The organism is Gilliamella sp. B2785 (assembly GCF_026537005.1).
Lineage (GTDB): Bacteria > Pseudomonadota > Gammaproteobacteria > Enterobacterales > Orbaceae > Gilliamella > Gilliamella apicola_E.
The window spans coordinates 119,607-137,191 of the sequence record NZ_JAFNNC010000007.1 but is presented as its reverse complement, the minus strand read 5'-3'; the positions used below and the strand labels follow the sequence as shown (position 1 = coordinate 137,191).

General features: G+C 35.9%; 17 protein-coding genes and 2 tRNA genes. 5 read left to right on the top strand and 14 right to left on the bottom strand.

Going from position 1 to position 17,585, the window contains the following annotated elements:
• Positions 1-3: 3 nt before the first annotated feature.
• From J3U24_RS09315 to J3U24_RS09260, 12 genes are all read right to left on the bottom strand, one after another.
• Positions 4-2,085, bottom strand: a complete 2,082-nt coding sequence (locus J3U24_RS09315) for a prolyl oligopeptidase family serine peptidase (RefSeq protein WP_267346996.1) — start codon at positions 2,083-2,085, stop codon at positions 4-6.
• A 146-nt stretch (positions 2,086-2,231) separates the two neighbouring features.
• The gene (locus J3U24_RS09310) at positions 2,232-2,663 is read right to left on the bottom strand and encodes a PTS sugar transporter subunit IIA (protein ID WP_065733663.1); all 432 of its coding nucleotides are present in this window, start codon (positions 2,661-2,663) and stop codon (positions 2,232-2,234) included.
• A gap of 11 nt (positions 2,664-2,674) precedes the next feature.
• Positions 2,675-3,673 carry an SIS domain-containing protein gene (locus tag J3U24_RS09305; RefSeq protein WP_267337222.1) on the bottom strand — a complete coding sequence of 333 codons (999 nt, stop codon included), beginning with the start codon at positions 3,671-3,673 and terminating at the stop codon, positions 2,675-2,677.
• Positions 3,670-4,755 carry an SIS domain-containing protein gene (locus tag J3U24_RS09300; RefSeq protein ID WP_267337221.1) on the bottom strand — a complete coding sequence of 362 codons (1,086 nt, stop codon included), beginning with the start codon at positions 4,753-4,755 and terminating at the stop codon, positions 3,670-3,672. The genes J3U24_RS09305 and J3U24_RS09300 overlap by 4 nt, the downstream gene beginning before the upstream one ends.
• Positions 4,756-4,765: 10 nt before the next feature.
• Positions 4,766-5,590 (bottom strand): PTS system mannose/fructose/sorbose family transporter subunit IID, encoded by an 825-nt coding sequence (locus J3U24_RS09295; protein ID WP_065562742.1) that lies wholly within the window; start codon positions 5,588-5,590, stop codon positions 4,766-4,768.
• Positions 5,571-6,401: a PTS mannose/fructose/sorbose/N-acetylgalactosamine transporter subunit IIC gene (locus tag J3U24_RS09290; protein WP_220225430.1), complete on the bottom strand. Its 831-nt coding sequence runs from the start codon at positions 6,399-6,401 to the stop codon at positions 5,571-5,573. Before J3U24_RS09290 ends, J3U24_RS09295 begins: the two co-directional genes overlap by 20 nt.
• Positions 6,402-6,415: 14 nt before the next feature.
• Positions 6,416-6,883, bottom strand: coding sequence for a PTS sugar transporter subunit IIB (locus J3U24_RS09285; protein WP_065562744.1), 468 nt, complete (start codon positions 6,881-6,883; stop codon positions 6,416-6,418).
• A gap of 11 nt (positions 6,884-6,894) precedes the next feature.
• The gene (locus J3U24_RS09280; RefSeq protein WP_065562745.1) at positions 6,895-7,578 is read right to left on the bottom strand and encodes a GntR family transcriptional regulator; all 684 of its coding nucleotides are present in this window, start codon (positions 7,576-7,578) and stop codon (positions 6,895-6,897) included.
• Positions 7,575-8,297 carry a GntR family transcriptional regulator gene (locus J3U24_RS09275; protein ID WP_267337219.1) on the bottom strand — a complete coding sequence of 241 codons (723 nt, stop codon included), beginning with the start codon at positions 8,295-8,297 and terminating at the stop codon, positions 7,575-7,577. The genes J3U24_RS09280 and J3U24_RS09275 overlap by 4 nt, the downstream gene beginning before the upstream one ends.
• Positions 8,298-8,616: 319 nt before the next feature.
• Positions 8,617-8,693, bottom strand: a tRNA-Pro gene (locus J3U24_RS09270).
• Positions 8,694-8,718: 25 nt separating this feature from the next.
• Positions 8,719-8,794, bottom strand: a tRNA-His gene (locus J3U24_RS09265).
• Between the two features lie 124 nt (positions 8,795-8,918).
• A complete protein-coding gene (locus J3U24_RS09260; protein ID WP_267337217.1) occupies positions 8,919-10,208 on the bottom strand; it encodes a serine dehydratase subunit alpha family protein in 1,290 nt (429 codons plus the stop codon).
• 375 nt (positions 10,209-10,583) lie between these two features.
• On the opposite strand from J3U24_RS09260, the gene J3U24_RS09255 reads away from it, so the two are divergent.
• Positions 10,584-11,264 carry a response regulator transcription factor gene (locus tag J3U24_RS09255; RefSeq protein WP_065562775.1) on the top strand — a complete coding sequence of 227 codons (681 nt, stop codon included), beginning with the start codon at positions 10,584-10,586 and terminating at the stop codon, positions 11,262-11,264.
• A 12-nt stretch (positions 11,265-11,276) separates the two neighbouring features.
• Positions 11,277-12,578 carry an ATP-binding protein gene (locus J3U24_RS09250; protein WP_065562747.1) on the top strand — a complete coding sequence of 434 codons (1,302 nt, stop codon included), beginning with the start codon at positions 11,277-11,279 and terminating at the stop codon, positions 12,576-12,578.
• Here J3U24_RS09250 and J3U24_RS09245 read toward each other — a convergent pair.
• Positions 12,575-13,321: a M15 family metallopeptidase gene (locus tag J3U24_RS09245; protein ID WP_081299501.1), complete on the bottom strand. Its 747-nt coding sequence runs from the start codon at positions 13,319-13,321 to the stop codon at positions 12,575-12,577. The genes J3U24_RS09250 and J3U24_RS09245 overlap by 4 nt on opposite strands.
• A gap of 100 nt (positions 13,322-13,421) precedes the next feature.
• Between J3U24_RS09245 and J3U24_RS09240 the strand changes: the two genes are divergently transcribed.
• From J3U24_RS09240 to J3U24_RS09230, 3 genes are read left to right on the top strand one after another with little or no spacing between them, the layout of a single operon-like run.
• A complete protein-coding gene (locus J3U24_RS09240; protein ID WP_267337215.1) occupies positions 13,422-14,600 on the top strand; it encodes a bifunctional tRNA (adenosine(37)-C2)-methyltransferase TrmG/ribosomal RNA large subunit methyltransferase RlmN in 1,179 nt (392 codons plus the stop codon).
• A gap of 13 nt (positions 14,601-14,613) precedes the next feature.
• Complete coding sequence (locus J3U24_RS09235) at positions 14,614-15,222, top strand: hypothetical protein (RefSeq protein WP_220225435.1); 609 nt, start codon at positions 14,614-14,616, stop codon at positions 15,220-15,222.
• Between the two features lie 40 nt (positions 15,223-15,262).
• On the top strand, positions 15,263-15,835 hold the full coding sequence (locus J3U24_RS09230) for a manganese efflux pump MntP family protein (RefSeq protein ID WP_065562750.1): 573 nt from the start codon (positions 15,263-15,265) through the stop codon (positions 15,833-15,835).
• An 85-nt stretch (positions 15,836-15,920) separates the two neighbouring features.
• Here J3U24_RS09230 and groL read toward each other — a convergent pair whose 3' ends face one another.
• The gene (gene groL, locus J3U24_RS09225; RefSeq protein ID WP_065562751.1) at positions 15,921-17,567 is read right to left on the bottom strand and encodes a chaperonin GroEL; all 1,647 of its coding nucleotides are present in this window, start codon (positions 17,565-17,567) and stop codon (positions 15,921-15,923) included.
• Positions 17,568-17,585: the final 18 nt, after the last annotated feature.

Sequence of the window (17,585 nt, the reverse complement as noted above, 5' to 3'; positions counted from 1 at the left end):
TAATTATGGTGTTGGCGTGGTTTTCCAAATAAAAAACTCGACTGTATTTAGAAAATTATCAAAAAAATGCCCTTCATATTGATCTGCTACAACTAATAACTGCTGTTTTTGGGTATGGTTTATCTCATTAAGACGAGCGATAAATTTAGCACTTTGCCATGGAGCTACACGTTCATCTTTCAAACCTACCGAAATCATAACCGGTGGATACGTAACATAATCTTTTAAATTTAAATAAGCATCTATTTTAGATAAATCCTTTAACTGTTTTAAGTTTAATGGCGAGCCAAACTCAGCAAAGTTTGCTTTACCAATGGCGATTTTATCTAATCGACTCATATTTAACATACCCACATTAATGGATGCCGCAGCAAAAAGTTCAGGATGTTTAGCTAATGCCATTCCAATTATAATACCACCAGCACTCTCACCGCTGATAACTAGCTTAGATGGTTGAGTAATATTATGATTAATTAAATATTGTGCGCATGTTATAAAGTCATCAACTGAGTTTTGTTTATTAGCTAAGCTACCGCCAATATGCCAATCTTCGCCTAATTCTCCACCTCCCCGAACGTGAGCAATTGCAATTATTCCACCTCTTTCAAGCCAAATTAAACGTGTAGCATCAAAAAAAGCGCGCTGACTTACACCATATGCACCATAGGTAGTTAACCATGTAGGAGCAGTACCATCATATTTGATCCCCTTAGGATGAATAATCGTCATAGGAACAAGTGTTCCATCGTTTGATTTTACCCATTGTTGTTCAGCCTCATAGTTTGCAAACGAAAAAGCACTGGGATTAATCATTTTTGAATCTTGAATTGATCCATTATCGGGGTTATAGGTAAATATTTTCGGGGGAACAGTCCAATTTTGAGCAGTAAATAATATTTCTTTGCGATCAGTATCACTAAAAATGGCTGTTATTTCTTCACTATTTATAAGAGAAATCAATTTAACATGATGAGGGTCAGTAAAAGGAATAGCAACAAACTTGGGTGTTTCTGACTCATGATAAGCTAAGTAAATAGCATCTTTGCTTGCTGCAAATTGGAGCAAATCTCCATTTTGCCATTCCATAATTTTTTCTTCTAATTGGCTATTCTTATTCAAATTCACGCGCGAAATAGTATAACCAGACAACACATTGTATTTAGCTAAATATAACCAATCATCTTTTAGAATAAAATTGGTAACTTTTTGTTTTCTATCGATGATTTTTTGCCAGTGAACTTTAGTATTATTAAGATTATCATAATGTGTAAGGTATAAATCGATACTATAACCAGATATAGAAGATGAGATAGACGCAATAGCCCAATTACTAGAAAAAGATAAGGCTATATTTTGATCGGTAACGGGGTCATAACCCGTTATTTGATTTTTACTAAAGATTAAGACATCATCTTTTGTCTTAGTATTTAGATGGTGCAAATATAACTCTTCTGTGCCCGATTTTGGGCTATTTTGTTGATATTTATCATTTCTTTTATAAAAAAAAGATAAATTATCATTTGACCAAATAATGCTTGGATCCGATATGCCTGTTATATGATCATTAAGATGTGATTTAGTTTTTACATTGATAATTTTTATTGATGATATCTCAGCACCATTTTCATAAATACTATAAGCAATATATTGCCCATCACGTGACGGATAAAAATCATATATACCATAGCCAATAGGAGGATCTATCAACAATTTTTCATTATTGTAGCGATCTCTAACAAAAAGGCGATTATACGGATAATCTGCTGTTTGTTTGAAATAAAAACAATTATCGCCTACATATTGAATATCAGAAATTCTAGGTTCAGAACCAAAATCAGTTAATTGATTAAATCGTTTACTGACAGTTTTTGACCATGGTAATGCATCTAGTATGTTGACGGTTCGTTCAGACTCAGATAATAACCAATTACTGATTAACTGTGGCTGATTTTCCATCCAACGGTATTTATCGTTCGCTTCGATTTTTTTTAACGTTAATTCATTATTAGTTGTACAACAGCAACAAATACTACTTAACAAGAGAATCAATATTATGATAAATGTTTTCTCTTTAGATATAGTCAAATTTACCTACCTATTAATTCTATATAATTCAAGGCTTAGATAAAAAGGTATAACTAGTAATGAATAAAAGCAAATATAATTTTATTTGAGTTAAAAATATATTTGCCTTATTAAAGTTAAATTAATTGATTATTTATCTGACCAGCTTAAAACTCTTCATCTTCTATTATTGATGACGTCATTGACACCATATTATAGTGCTCAATACTTTGTTGAGCTGTTTGCATTAGTTCTGATAGTAAATCATCTAGCGCCATTTGTGTTCTTAGCATAAATGTTGCCAATAACATGGGTATATTCACCCCAGTAACAATTTCTAGATTTGGATAATTGGCCATTAATCTGGTTAGTGTGTTAAAAGGCGTTCCGCCTTTTAAATCCACCAAACACAATATTGCCTCACCTTGTTGAGCAAAGCTTGCTAAATGATTTTCAATCTGTTGTTGAAACTCATCTAACGATTGCCCCATTAAAAAGGGCACTGCTTCACATAAGGTTTGTTTACCACAAATCATCTCGGCACTTACGATCAGACTTTGAGCAGTAGGTCCATGAGTACTGATTAATACCGCAACCATTGTTGCTCTCCTTAATAATCCAAGCAACGATAGTAGCGACGAATAGTCATTGGGTGCCGATTTAAGTGTTCAACGTAAGCATCAATTCGGTTATTTATCGTTCTAAACACAAACGGTGATAAATGACCACGATATTTTTCTGATATACCCGGTAATGGATAGTCTTTGGTATCAATAATGGTGTAGTTACCACAAATTTGCGGTAAGAATTTTGCCACTCTTTCACTTAATGGACGTTGACTATCTTCACCAACATAAACAGTTACAGCTGTATCACGGTCAATCACTTCTAATGTGCCATGGAAAAATTCAGCAGACTCGATCGATTTTGAACGTAGCCAGTGTTGCTCTTCCCAGTAGCACATCGCATGAGAATAAGTTGCACCCCATTGGTTGCCAGCGCCGACAAAATAGTGCATAGCATCGTTATGATGTTTCAATGCGACTTCTTGCCCGAATGCATCAGCTTTTTTCGCCACTTCGACGATATTTTTAGCAAAATGTTGATCCATTTGATGATAAAATTCATCATAGTCAGGGTATTCGCCTGCTAAATACATTAAGCGATCAGCAGCCATAAAGAATTTTAATTGCTCATTCATTGGGTAAGAAATCACATGGTGCGCCATTTTACCTAATGGTGAATCGGCTTTATCTAAAAAGGCTAAAACTGTTGCACCCACATCTTGTTGAATTTTATTAATAGCCTCAACGACCTCTTGGGTTGAGCCTGTAACAGATGAGATGATAATTAAGGTGTCTTTGGTTATACGCTTATTGCCGGTAACCAGATATTCCGCTGCATGTTGAATAAAGGTTTCAATGGCTGATTTTTCTTTCATATGGACAACTGCTTGCATCGATGAAGCGTAAGTTCCGCCAATACCTAACCAGCACACATTACTGTAACCACGGAAGTGAATTTTATCTATAAATTCATTGATTTGTGGACGAAGTGCTAATGCGCCATTCATGCTGTCGAGTTCTTTTTTTTCATCGTATTTTCTCATGCTCTAATCCTCTTAATTTTAGATTTAGTAATTTCATCAAATTCCGGATATGTTGATTTTTCCAGATTGTGACCTTTTAACTGTGATACTTGATAGCTAAGTAAGTGAATAGGAATTGTCATAAACAGCGAAGTTAATCGCTCATCACAACTGATACCTAGACATAAGTCATTTTGTGTTCGGTTGCCTTGTTGATATGCATAAATTGTTACAACATTTTTCACATACTGATTTAAGAATTGTTTTAAGGAATCGGCTCTTTGCGCCAGTCTTCCTTGCGGTTCAATAAAAATGATTTGATCATCGCTATGCAAACCCAGATAAGGGCCATGCATATACTCTTCGAGCTCTTTACCCAACGCAGTGTTGCGTACGGTTTCGGTAAATTTAGTTTCTCCTTCCCTTGCAACCCCGTAGGTAGCACCGTAACCGATCAATATTACCCGTTGAGCTAGAGTATATTGATCTTCAAGGCGATTAACCCAAGCTTGTGAACGCTCAATGACTTGTGGTAATAATTGGGTAATCGTTTTAATCTGATTCATATAGTCATCAAATTTGGCTTGATTAATGGTTTCGGTTTTTTGTCCAATAATGAGGCTAATTAAGATCAAATCTAAAATAGTGATACTATAACCGGCACTGACATAAGGCATTTCTTCAATCGGCATCCCCATAGATAAAACGTGATTGCTAACTTGATACAAAGGACTTTGTGGATTGCTGGTCAGGCTATATATCGTCTTGTTATGGTGAATAAATTCCTTAACTAAATGAATGGTTGAATAACTCTCTCCACCTTGTGAAATGGCAAAATAGAGTGTATTTGGATCGTTATAGTGTAGGTAATTAGCCGCCATTGAAGGATCTTCAATATAGACAGGAATCTTCAACAGTTCGCTCATTATCGGTCTTGCACCATAAGCAGCATTAGCACTGGAGCCGGTGGCAAAAATGACAATGGCATTAAGCTGTTTTATTTGACTTAAATCGATATGGTCGGCAAATAACGTCTGATAATTATCTAAAACAGCTTGATAATATTTCGGCTCTAATGCGACATAATCAGCAATACTTTTCATTGTTAATTCCTCAACTTCCTAATAACCCAGTCCAGGCACCGAAAATACCAATGGCGGCAATGAGTAGAAGAATCCAATGTGCTTTAACGCCTTTTCTCACCAATACAAACATAAATAGCGTAAAGAGTAACGGTAGGATCTGTGGCACAATGCCGTCAAAAATATCTTGTAAGGATGCCGAATCATCACCGGTACCTATTTTCAATGGCATATTGAGTGTCACCATGGTGGCAACCATTGCCCCGACCACACAGAGCCCGAGTACTGAAGCGCCATAGGACAATTTATCCATTAAGCCCGTTTTTTGCACTTTTTCAATAAAGGAAGCACCAATGTTATAGCCAATTAATAAGCCAAAATATCGTGCTAAAATCGCCGGCACATTAAAGATAAGCAGGAATAACAATGGACCTAAAATATTGCCTTCCAGCGCTAAAGAGGTGCCAATGCCGGTGGCAATAACACGTAATGTCCCCCAGAAAAAAGAGTCACCTAAACCACTCAACGGCCCCATTAACGCAATTTTGACATCATTAATCGAACTTTTATCAAATTCACTATCGGTGGCATTTTGTTCTTCCATAGCAATACAGATGCCTAAAGGGAAAGTAATTAGCCAAGGGGTAACATTATAAAATTCTAAGTGGCGTTGATAGGCATCGGTAAGGTCAACTTGATTATCACTATAAATTTTATCTAAAGCCGGGCGCATGGCATAGGCATAGCCTAAGTTCATTTGCCGTTCATAATTCCATGACCATTCAGCGGTGAAAGAGCGCCAAAAAGTTCGGGTTAATTCTTTATTGGTTATTAATTTAGAATTCTTCGTTTTCATAATCGATCTCCTGTGCACCTAAAACGTTGCCAGTTGTTAGCTTCTGACTGTCTTGTTCTGTTACGCCTTTTTTTCCATTAAATGAGGAATAACCGGTCAAAATAAGTGCTAGGCAGGCACCAAAAATGGCCACGCCAGTAACAGGCACTTTCATATAAACGGCTAAAGCAAAGCCAAGAACAAAAAAGGTGACATTGGTTTTTTTAATCATAATTTTCATTAACATAGCAAAACCGAACGCCGGTAATAAGCCGGTGGCAATACCTAAACCATCGATAATAAAGCGAGGAATCATTTCTAATAATCCATTGACCGCTGAACTACCGAATAAGTAGGAGAATCCAACCACTAAACCAATTGGCAGATTGATTGAAAAGAAACCACCAAGTATGTTCATTCGATCCATACCTTTGCCGTTGCCTTCGCTGGCGTATTTATCGGCTTTGTGAACAAAGTAAGGAAGAATAAAAAGAAAACATAAATTTTTGACTAATAAAACCAGTGATGCAATTGGAATGCCCAGTGCTAAGGCGATTTCGGTACTTTTCCCAGCGCCAATGGCAAAAGCGGTACCTAAAACACTGCCGGAAATTATTTCCGGTGGAATGGATGCACCGATTGAAAACGATCCGACAAACGCTAATTCCAACGTTGCCCCAATTATAATGCCTTGTGTGATATCACCCATGACTAAACCAGCTAAGGTACAAGTCACTAACGGTCTGGATAACATTGATGAACCTAAAAAGTATTCACCATTTGCTAACATCGCAATCAAGGCTAGCAGTAATGCGGTTAATTCGATACTCATTTTGTACCTCTCAACTATTTCTCAAATTTCTGCTTTGATTCACTTGGAATTTGCTGAATGTAGATATCAATACCGTCTTGTTGCAATTTGGTCAGTAAATCTGCTTCAAGATCGGTTAAATTGATGGTTTTAGAGTAGTTTTTTGTGCCTTCACGTGGTTTAGTACCACCTAAATTAAGGCTGGTTATTTTGCCTTGCGTGCCACGGATTAATTTTTCAGCATCTGCTACTGATTCAACGACTATCAGCATTTGATATTTATCAGTTGCGCCTGAGTTTATCGCCTCAATACTGTCATCAATTGATTTCATCACTAATTTTGCATGCTCTGGCTTAGCCAAACGAATCGCAGATTTACGTAGTTCGTCGTTGGCTACAACATCATTAGCAACTAAAATCGTGTTTGCATCCATACTTTCGAACCATGAAACAACAACTTGACCATGCAATAAGCGATGATCAACGCGTAACAATTTAATCATTGGTGTACCTCCTAAGTGAAATCGACCACATATTTGGTATTACTAGCAAACTTATACTCGAGAGCAATCGGTTCGCTATTAGTATCAAAATAGTGATTAGAAATTTTAAATAATGGGTCGTTAATCTGGATTCGAAGTTGTTTAGCGAGCTCGGAGTTGGCCACAATCAGTTGCAAATCTTGTTCTAATTTATCGACTTTTTTCTTGCCTGAATTGATGATTTCGAGCGCAGATAACACTTTGATAATTGAAATTTGAAAATCGGGAAAGTTATTTAATGGCAGGACAAAAATCTCTTTCGTAATACTGTTTTTTGCCACTTCAAGGAAGCTAATGTAATAGATCAGTTCAGCCGGTTTTATTTTTAGTAATTGACTGTAATATGCACCTGCTTGTCTTAAGTAAGCTTCTTTGATTACTTTTTTGTGATTGGGGTAGATGTATGGTTTTATGATACCTGTCATCTCTAAAATATTTTGGGTCGAGAGCGTTGGCGCAACAAACAGACCAACTCCTTTTTTCCTAACCACCATATTTTGATCAACTAATCGATCTATTGCTTTACGAACAGTTGTTCGACTTACATTATAATCTTTTTGCAATTGCCCTTCGGGTGGTAACTCAGCACCAACGCCATATCGTCCGGTATTTATCTGCTCGAGTAATTGAGCGGCAATTTTTTCAAATAGCTTCATTCATGTTTTTCCTCATAATTGAAGATATTTTTGGCCGATAAGTGATACCGAAATCGGTTACCAATCAAATATTGTTCAGTATATTCAAATGGTTGAAAATTATTATCGTAACTATAACTTGATACTTTATAGATAGGTGTTCCTTCGGCAATAGCTAAATACTCTGCTTTATCTTCGGTCGCCGCTTCGTAGGTGATCTCTTCCCGTCCATGGCTTGGTGTAAAATGATAATGCTCTTTAAGGTATTCATAGAGCGAAATGTTATTTAAGTCCTGTTTTTCTAAATCGGTAAATTTTTCTGAAGGGAGATAATTGATTTCATAAGAAAGCGGTATTTTCCCCAATAGACGTTGTCTGATAATTCTAATTAGTTGCTGGTTAGATCCGAAAAAGGTACGCAATTGTGCAGGCATCTTTATAATTTGATTGGACAATACTTTTATTTCAATTTGAACATTTTCTTCTTTTTGGATCTCTTCACTAAACGATGACATTTTTAGCATATTGATTTCAAAAACATTGTGTTCCGGGCTATAGTTATCTGCTTGAAACATATAACTTTCCATAGCTAAATCATGCAATGCTTTCCTGACGGTTGTTCGGCTTACCTTAAAAAATTCGGCAAGTCCTCGCTCAGTCGATTTTTCCGTAATAATTTTAGGATTTGCTCTTATTTGTTCTTCTACATCGGTTTTAGACGCAATATCACGATATTCCAAAGATCACACTCCAATTACTGGGCTTTTTTAATTCACAGATATATCTTAAATCACATAATATAGTTCAAAAAATAGATAAAAAAATACATGTTGTCAATTTTAAGTACCAAAAGTGTAAGGGAGATCACAAATTTTATGAGAAAGTTAATAAAATCAATTAAATGAATATTAATTAGGGTTGGCAGTGGGGTAAAATAGCAGCAGATAATGCGTTAAATAAACACTATAAAGCAACTGTTTATATGCTATTGCTGAGAATACAAGCGATAAAGCGGATAATAAAAAAGCCTACTCATTGAGCAGGCTTTTTTATATAAATTGGTCGGCGAGAGAGGATTCGAACCTCCGACCCACTGGTCCCAAACCAGTTGCGCTACCAAGCTGCGCTACTCGCCGTTAGATGTTTCATACTTTGCATAAATGGGGTGGCTAATGGGATTCGAACCCACGACAACTGGAATCACAATCCAGGGCTCTACCAACTGAGCTATAGCCACCATATGAAGTAGGACGAAATATTACGCATAAAAAATAATATTGTCCAGTATATTTTTTAAAAATAATGCTAATTGGTTATATTAAAAGCGCTTAAAGTCTATTCTTTTACCATCAGGGATAACATTAGACTTTATGCGACATAATATCAATGATCTGAGTATCCAATGCTTTCATACTATTACTTGCAATCGCCCCTAGATTATTAATGGTCGTTTCAACACTATCACAAACAATGCCTTCATTACCGGTTACTCGAATCCGATTTAAAGCCATCAATACAGCTTTAAATCCAGATGAAACCGATGTTGACACTTTCATTGCACAACTATTTGATGCACCATCACATATTATTCCTGACAAATCACCAACCATATTGCATATTGCCATATCTACTGGCTCATATTGCTCTTTTCCAAGCAACCATGCCATACCAGCAGCAGCGCCCATTGCAGCCGTTGATGCTGCACAAAGTGCTGATAAAGGTGGGAATTTGCTATGTATATAGATCGCAATAGTATGAGATAAAATTAATGCTCTAGCTAATTGCTCTGGCGTCGCATTTAAATAATCGGCGACAACAACTACCGGCATAGTTGCTGTTATCCCCTGATTACCCGATCCGGAGTTACTCATTGCAGGTAAAGTCGCACCACCCATTCGTGCATCAGATGCTGCTGCGGTGCGAATCATCACTTTGGACAGCAAGTCATCTGCTAACAATCCTGTTTTTGTTTGTTCATACAATGTTGCAGCAATACTTAAACCATATTCTCGTCTTAATCCTTCTTGTGATAAAGCATTGTTTAATTCTGCCGAATGTAAAATAAATTCGATATCATCAAAATTAGCTTGCATTGCAAACTCATATATCTGTTTGACTGACATATGGTTTATGATCGACTCTTGTTTAGATTCACCTTGTGCTCTTTTATCTGCTTTGAAAATAGTTTCACCATTTTTTTCGATCAAAATTACGTTAGTATGTGAGTTTTCGATGCATACCCTAACATGATCGGTGTTCGTATAAATATTGGCTTCAGAATAAATAGCAGTATTATTATCAGCAATTTGTACATTAACTTTATGTTCACTAATTAACGCTTTAGCCTGATTAATTTGTTTTGGTTTAATATTTTTTAATACTTCAAGGCCAGCTTGAGCATCGCCACCTATTGCCCCAATTGCTGCGGCAATAGGTAATCCAACCATACCGGTACCTGGAACAGTAACACCCATGCCGTTTTTCATTAAATTTGGCGAAACAAAAGCCTCAATACGATTAATATTATTTTTATCAATATATTTAGCTGCAACTGCAGCAGCCAAAGCAAGCGAGATAGGCTCTGTACAACCAAGAGCAGGTAAAACTTCGTGTTTCACCAATTTAATTAATTGTTGCCAAGTTAGTTTCATTTATTATCTCCATATAGCTAACAATAAATAGTGAAACGTTCAATTTATAAATAATGCGACTATTTTATTCTATTTAACTTGAAAACTGAATGTACTGCTCACATATTACATAACAAGTTAGTTAAAAAATATTAATGAAACATAGCTTTTATTAATAAATTACATCACTACTAACAGTTCCTTATTCAATCGTTTTTTGATTGAAATATATACTATGAAAATAGAGTAAATCTAAATTTCTATACTTAGTTGCATAGTAAATAAATTAATCAGGAATAGTTCAAAATATGTAATATTTTAGTAAATCCACCTGACTTTTTTTTTATTATTGCAATAATGTAACTATCTAAAATTAAATAATAATGGCGACGTATGATAAATATTTTATTAATTGATGATGATGTAGAATTATCACAAATGCTTAGCGAATATTTAACCAATGAAGGTTTTAATATTAAAAGTGTTTATTTGGGTAAAGATGGTATTGATGAAGCGCTTTCAGGTAAATACCGTGTAGCAATTTTAGATGTAATGTTACCTGATATTAATGGAATTGATGTCCTTAAAAGCATTCGTCAACAATGTAATATGCCAGTAATTATGCTAACCGCTAAAGGTGATAATATTGATCGCGTGTTAGGGTTAGAATTAGGTGCAGATGATTACATTCCAAAACCATGTTATCCACGTGAATTATTAGCTAGATTACGAGCGGTTTTACGTCGTTTTGATGAACGTTCGGTTGAATTAGTCGATGATAAAAAATATCACTTTAATGGTTTAACCTTAGATATTCCTCAGCGATTATGCACTTGGAATGGTCAACCTATTGATTTAACGTCTACCGAATTTAACTTATTAGTTTTACTTGTGAAACATAGTGAGCGAGTGGTAACTAAAGAAGAATTATCTGAAATTGGGCTTGGTCGTGCACGAGAGCTTTATGACCGTAGTGTAGATGTCCATATCAGTAATATTCGCCAAAAATTACATCAAGTCGCACAAAATGATGTAACCATTGAAACGATAAGAGCCGTTGGTTACCGTATTCGTTAATGTAGGTTTAACATGAATCGTCGATTATTTTGGAAAATTCTGATTATCTTTTGGATAATCTTTTATCTTACTTTCCAATTAACTTGGATTGCTTTCTCTTATTATATAGAGAATAAAAATCAACGATTCTTAAATCATATGCCAACTAAAGTGGATATGATTGCACAATTACTACATGTTGCTGGTGAAGATGAGACTCTCAATTTTATCGCACATCTCCCCGAACGTGAGCGAGTTTTATTGTCGATAAAATTGGTCTCTCCTCAAAATGATCAAGTCAATATCATCACAGATGAATTAGAATCAACCAGTTATTTATATCAAAGGATGGCGGTTGCACCAGACGGAACACTTTACTCGGTATCATTTAAAGACGATAAAACAGATCATAGCAATAATAGGAAAACTTTATTCAATATGCCAACTCCCATTGTATTAATGGGGATATGTGTTGGGTTAGTATTCAGCCTTTTTTTAGCATGGAACTTAACCAGACCAATGAAGTTATTAAGGCAAGGGTTTTTTAGAGTTTCTCAAGGCGATCTTTCTGTCCGCCTATTCAAAAAATTAAAACCTCGTCGTGATGAGCTTAGCGAATTAGGTAAAGATTTTGACATGATGGTTGAACAGCTCAATATCTTAATTTCTGATCGCCAAGCACTACTTCATGATGTTTCACACGAACTTAGAACACCACTGGCCCGTTTGCAGCTTGCCATCGGCCTTGCACAGCAAAATAAACAAAACATAGATACTTCATTAGCTAGGATTGAGTTAGAGTCAGAACGCCTAGATCAATTAATAGGTGAAATTTTGAATTATTCACGCGCAGAAATGAATAATCGAACCGATGAATATTTTGACTTAAAAGAGTTAATTGGTGTTGTTGTTAATGATGCTAACTATGAAGCAAATCATCAATCTATTGAAGTAGTATTTAGCATATCATCGATTTCACATTCTATTGTTAAAGGTAATTCAGAACAAATACGACGAGCGATTGAAAATATTATTCGTAATGCTATCCGCTTCTCTAAAGCCGGTCAGACTGTTGAAGTATCGTTAAAAGAAGCTGGAAAATATTTACAAATAGAGGTTAAAGATCGCGGTCCTGGTGTAGATTCAAGTAAATTATCAAGCATTTTTGAACCTTTTGTCCGTATTCAATCAGCACAATTAGGTAAAGGCTATGGACTAGGCTTGGCGATTGCAAGAAAGACCGTTATTATGCATAACGGTACTATTCAAGCTAATAATCGAGATGGCGGTGGTTTAGTGGTAACAATAAAACTACCTTATTGGCGAAAGCACTAATAACATTCTGAATTAACAGTTAAAACATACTCTTTCACAAGGCTTTCAAGTGTAATTTTATCATAACCAGTAAAATTCAAATTTTTCATAATTGTTTGTGGATTAGTTTCAAGTATCGCCTTATATTCAGCTATATATTGCTTTGCAATTGGTTTATAAGACCAGTGCCACTCTTCTGGTAAATATCCACCCTTTCTTCCTTCATTAAATGGCTGGCAAAAACCATATTTTGGTAAGTTTTCACGAAGCCATTGATACAAAATAATACCCTTTTTATCATTTTTAAAATATTCAGATGACACGCTGGTAATATCAATATCTGTTCCCCAATGATGTCTTGATGTGCCAGGCATTGAAGATAATTTTAAAATTTCTTCGGCAATTTTTTGTGGCACTTTTAACTTAGGTAATAAGGCGTCCCATTTACGTTGCCAAATGCCATTTTGATACGTGTAATTACGTGTTGCACTCACAACTATAAACGGAATATCTGGATAAGATTTTTTAAAATCGTTATAAGCTTTAATTAGCTGCTGAGTGGGCTCTTTTTGAAGATACATGCCTTTTTTATTTACTGGTAATATTGTTGAATCCAGAGCAATAAAATCGCTGTCTTTTTTCTCATCAAATTGGCCTGTAAGTTTATTTAATGGAATTGATTGTGCCATAGCAAATGTTGAACATAAAAGTAGAGTTAAAGTTTGAGTAAAATTGGCAATTGTTTTTATTATTTTTTTCATCATTCAAATTGTAATTAATATTATATTAGCCAGATAAGGTGAAAAACAGTATAATCCTTTCCCTAAAAATTGAAATAGCCATAATGTGTAAAAACGAGGCAATATGTTAACACCAGCTACACAAAAATCGTCTGGCGATTGTTCAGATGTGACAACCAATCAAAACACCACAAACCCAACCAATGAAAAAATTAACTTGCTTAACTTCACTAGACAACAGTTAAGAGAGTTTTTTATTTCCTTAGGGGAAAAACCATTTAGAGCTGATCAAGTGATGAAATGGATCTATCATTTTGGGATAGATGATTTTGATCTGATGACCGACATCAACAAAAAGCTCCGTGAGCAACTAAAAAAATTAGCTGAAATTAAAGCACCTAAAATTGCTCTTGAACAGCGAGCATCGGATGGTACCATTAAATGGGCGTTAGATGTGGGTAATAATCAGATGATTGAATCGGTTTATATCCCTGAACGTGATCGAGCAACTTTGTGCGTATCATCACAAGTGGGTTGTGCGCTTGAATGTAAATTCTGTTCAACTGCCCAGCAAGGTTTTAATCGCAATTTAACCGTTTCTGAAATTATTGGCCAGGTTTGGCAAGCATCAAATGCGATTGGTGTCACAGGTAAATTAGCCGATCGGCCTATCACGAATGTTGTTATGATGGGTATGGGTGAACCTTTACTTAATTTATCTAACGTTGCACCAGCAATGGAAATCATGTTAGATGATTTTGGTTATGGTTTATCAAAAAGACGTGTCACACTTTCAACCTCTGGCGTAGTACCGGCATTAGATAAATTGGCAGGAATGATTGATGTTGCTTTAGCTATTTCACTTCATGCACCAAATGATGAAATCCGAAGTGAAATAATGCCAATCAACCAAAAATATAATATGGCAATGCTACGTGATTCAATTTTACGTTATCTATCAACATCAAATGCTAATCACGGTAAGGTGACAATTGAATATGTTTTACTCAATCAAATCAATGATAGTGTTGAACATGCGCATGAACTGGCAAAATTCTTAAAAAATGTGCCTAGTAAGATCAATTTAATTCCATGGAATCCATTCCCTGGAGCACCTTATTCTCGTTGTTCAAATACCCGAATTGATCGCTTTATGAAAACATTAATGGGTTATGGATTTACGGTTATTGTTCGTAAAACACGCGGTGATGATATTGATGCGGCTTGCGGGCAACTTGCTGGAGAAGTGGTTGATCGTACTAAACGCACACTATATAAGAAACAAAACCTTATTCAACAATAAAAAGGAGTTGTGGATGAAAGGCGTATTAATTGCATTAATTAGTATGTTAATACTAGCTGGCTGTCAAACAAATGCTCGTGAAGAATTTGATCCTGAAGCAGCGGCACTCGCTAGAATGCGATTGGGGTTAGGCTACTTAGCTAAAGCCAATGAATCCGAGGATAATGTTAAAGCTGCACATTATAATCTAAAATTAGCCGCTCAGTATTCACCCAATAATCCACAAGTGATGCTGGCAATGGCAATGTTTGATCAGCATGTTGGTGAATATAATGAAGCAGAAATGATCTACAAACGTATTACATTAATGCAACCTGGTAATGGCTTATTTCATGTCCATTATGGATCCTTTTTATGTGGCAGGAATCGTTATCAAGAAGCCAAAGAACAATTTAGCAAAAGCCTAGAATTTGATCGACACCGCTGGAAAGCCGATACCTATGAGCAATATGGTTATTGTGCGATTCAAAATGGAGATACAAAAACGGCAGATCTTATGTTCAAACAACTTTTTGAATATGATTCAAACCGCCGAAATAATGTAATAAAAACAGCAGAATTTTATAAAAACAAAGGCGATAAAAAGATAGCTAACTATCTATTTTTAATATCAAAAAAATAAATTATAAAAATTAAAATCATTAGAAGCAAGAGTAAATATCATGAGTTTTTGGGCTATTTTATTATTAGCATTAGCCATGTCGACTGATGCATTTGCGGTAGCGGTTTGTCGTGGCGTTTCGCTTAAATCAACACCCTTTTTCGGTGCATTAAAAGTAGGCGTTTTATTTGGCTTTATCGAAGCTATTACCCCTATACTAGGCTGGTTTATTGGCTATATTGCACTTCAATATATTGAAAACTGGGATCATTGGATCATTTTTGCCGTCATGCTTTTGTTAGGTCTTAATATGATTTATCATAGTTTTAAAGAAGAAAACGATGAAAATGACGACCAAAAACCCCTCTCCTCAAAATCATTTCTAATATTAGTCCTTACGGCTATTTCAACTAGTATTGATGCTTTTGCAATTGGTGTTGGATTAGCCCTCGCTAGTGTCAATATCTACTTCGCATCAACAATGATCGGGTTAGCGACTTGTATTATGGTTACCCTTGGGTTATTGCTAGGTAAAAAAATTGGTTGTTTAATTGGGAAAAAAGCATCATTTATTGGCGGTATAGTTCTTATCATCATTGGTTCAATAACACTTTACCAGCACTTAACAAGTTAATTTTGAATATTTTATATAATCAACCGCTAGGTATAAAAAAACCACTCACATAACGGAGTGGTTTTTATTAGGAGAAACAGCAGAATTACATCATTCCGCCCATTCCACCCATGCCGCCCATACCTGCAGCAGCACCTAAATCAGCTTTATCATCTTTAGGTAGATCAGTAACCATACATTCAGTTGTGATCATAAGACCAGCAACAGATGCAGCATATTGTAATGCGCTACGAGTTACTTTAGTTGGATCTAAGATACCCATTGCGATCATATCGCCGTACTCTTCAGTTGAAGCATTGTAACCATAGTTACCTTTACCACCTTTAACTGCGTTAACAACAACAGATGCTTCTTCACCACAGTTAGTCACGATTTGACGTAATGGCGCTTCCATTGCACGAAGGGCAACTTTAATACCAACGTTTTGATCTTCGTTTGCACCTTTAAGGTCTAAAATTGCAGATGCAGCACGAACTAACGCAACACCACCACCGGCAACCACACCTTCTTCAACTGCTGCACGAGTTGCATGTAATGCATCTTCAACACGTGCTTTTTTCTCTTTCATTTCAACTTCAGTTGCTGCACCAACTTTAATCACAGCAACACCACCAGCTAATTTAGCTACACGTTCTTGAAGTTTTTCTTTATCGTAATCAGAAGTTGATTCTTCGATTTGTTTACGAATTTGTTCAACACGTGCACTGATTAAAGACTCTTCACCAACACCATCAATGATAGTGGTATTGTCTTTATTGATAACAACACGTTTAGCTTGACCTAGATCTTCTAAAGTTGCTTTTTCAAGCTCTAAACCAATTTCTTCTGAAATTACAGTACCGGCTGTTAAAATAGCGATATCTTGTAACATTGCTTTACGACGGTCACCAAAGCCAGGTGCTTTAACTGCGGCAACTTTAACAATACCCCGCATAGTGTTCACAACTAAAGTTGCTAATGCTTCGCCTTCAACATCTTCAGCAATGATTAATAGTGATTTACCTGCTTTAGCAACTGCTTCTAATACTGGTAATAATTCACGGATGTTAGAGATTTTTTTATCCGCTAATAAAATATATGGGCTATCTAATTCAACAGTAGCTGTTTCTGGTTTATTGATGAAATATGGTGATAAATAACCACGATCAAATTGCATACCTTCAACAACATCAAGCTCGTCTTGTAAACCAGTACCATCTTCAACAGTGATAACACCTTCTTTACCCACTTTTTCCATTGCTTGAGCAATTAAAGTACCAACAGTTTCATCTGAGTTAGCAGAGATTGTACCTACTTGAGCAATCGCTTTAGAATCAGCACATGGTGAAGATAATTTTTTAAGCTCTTCAACTGCTGCAACAACTGCTTTATCGATACCACGTTTTAAATCCATTGGATTCATGCCTGCAGCAACCGCTTTTAAACCTTCATTAACAATAGCTTGAGCAAGTACAGTTGCGGTAGTTGTACCGTCACCAGCGGCATCGTTTGCTTTTGAAGCCACTTCTTTAACCATTTGTGCACCCATGTTTTCGAATTTGTCTTCTAATTCGATTTCACGAGCAACTGACACACCATCTTTAGTAATAGTTGGTGCACCGAATGATTTATCTAATACTACGTTACGTCCTTTTGGACCTAAAGTTACTTTAACTGCATCAGCTAATACATTGACGCCTTTAAGCATTTTAACGCGAGCGTCATTACCAAATTTTACATCTTTAGCTGCCATTTTGTATTTCTCCTAAAT

What these genes read in the sequence shown, in the direction of transcription:
- J3U24_RS09310 (WP_065733663.1), bottom strand. Translation starts at nt 2,663, where the DNA reads ATGGTTGCGGTATTAATCAGTACTCATGGACCTACTGCTCAAAGTCTG.
- J3U24_RS09305 (WP_267337222.1), bottom strand. Translation starts at nt 3,673, where the DNA reads ATGAGAAAATACGATGAAAAAAAAGAACTCGACAGCATGAATGGCGCA.
- J3U24_RS09300 (WP_267337221.1), bottom strand. Translation starts at nt 4,755, where the DNA reads ATGAAAAGTATTGCTGATTATGTCGCATTAGAGCCGAAATATTATCAA.
- J3U24_RS09295 (WP_065562742.1), bottom strand. Translation starts at nt 5,590, where the DNA reads ATGAAAACGAAGAATTCTAAATTAATAACCAATAAAGAATTAACCCGA.
- J3U24_RS09290 (WP_220225430.1), bottom strand. Translation starts at nt 6,401, where the DNA reads ATGAGTATCGAATTAACCGCATTACTGCTAGCCTTGATTGCGATGTTA.
- J3U24_RS09285 (WP_065562744.1), bottom strand. Translation starts at nt 6,883, where the DNA reads ATGATTAAATTGTTACGCGTTGATCATCGCTTATTGCATGGTCAAGTT.
- J3U24_RS09280 (WP_065562745.1), bottom strand. Translation starts at nt 7,578, where the DNA reads ATGAAGCTATTTGAAAAAATTGCCGCTCAATTACTCGAGCAGATAAAT.
- J3U24_RS09260 (WP_267337217.1), bottom strand. Translation starts at nt 10,208, where the DNA reads ATGAAACTAACTTGGCAACAATTAATTAAATTGGTGAAACACGAAGTT.
- J3U24_RS09250 (WP_065562747.1), top strand. Translation starts at nt 11,277, where the DNA reads ATGAATCGTCGATTATTTTGGAAAATTCTGATTATCTTTTGGATAATC.
- J3U24_RS09245 (WP_081299501.1), bottom strand. Translation starts at nt 13,321, where the DNA reads ATGATGAAAAAAATAATAAAAACAATTGCCAATTTTACTCAAACTTTA.
- J3U24_RS09240 (WP_267337215.1), top strand. Translation starts at nt 13,422, where the DNA reads ATGTTAACACCAGCTACACAAAAATCGTCTGGCGATTGTTCAGATGTG.
- J3U24_RS09235 (WP_220225435.1), top strand. Translation starts at nt 14,614, where the DNA reads ATGAAAGGCGTATTAATTGCATTAATTAGTATGTTAATACTAGCTGGC.
- J3U24_RS09230 (WP_065562750.1), top strand. Translation starts at nt 15,263, where the DNA reads ATGAGTTTTTGGGCTATTTTATTATTAGCATTAGCCATGTCGACTGAT.
- groL (WP_065562751.1), bottom strand. Translation starts at nt 17,567, where the DNA reads ATGGCAGCTAAAGATGTAAAATTTGGTAATGACGCTCGCGTTAAAATG.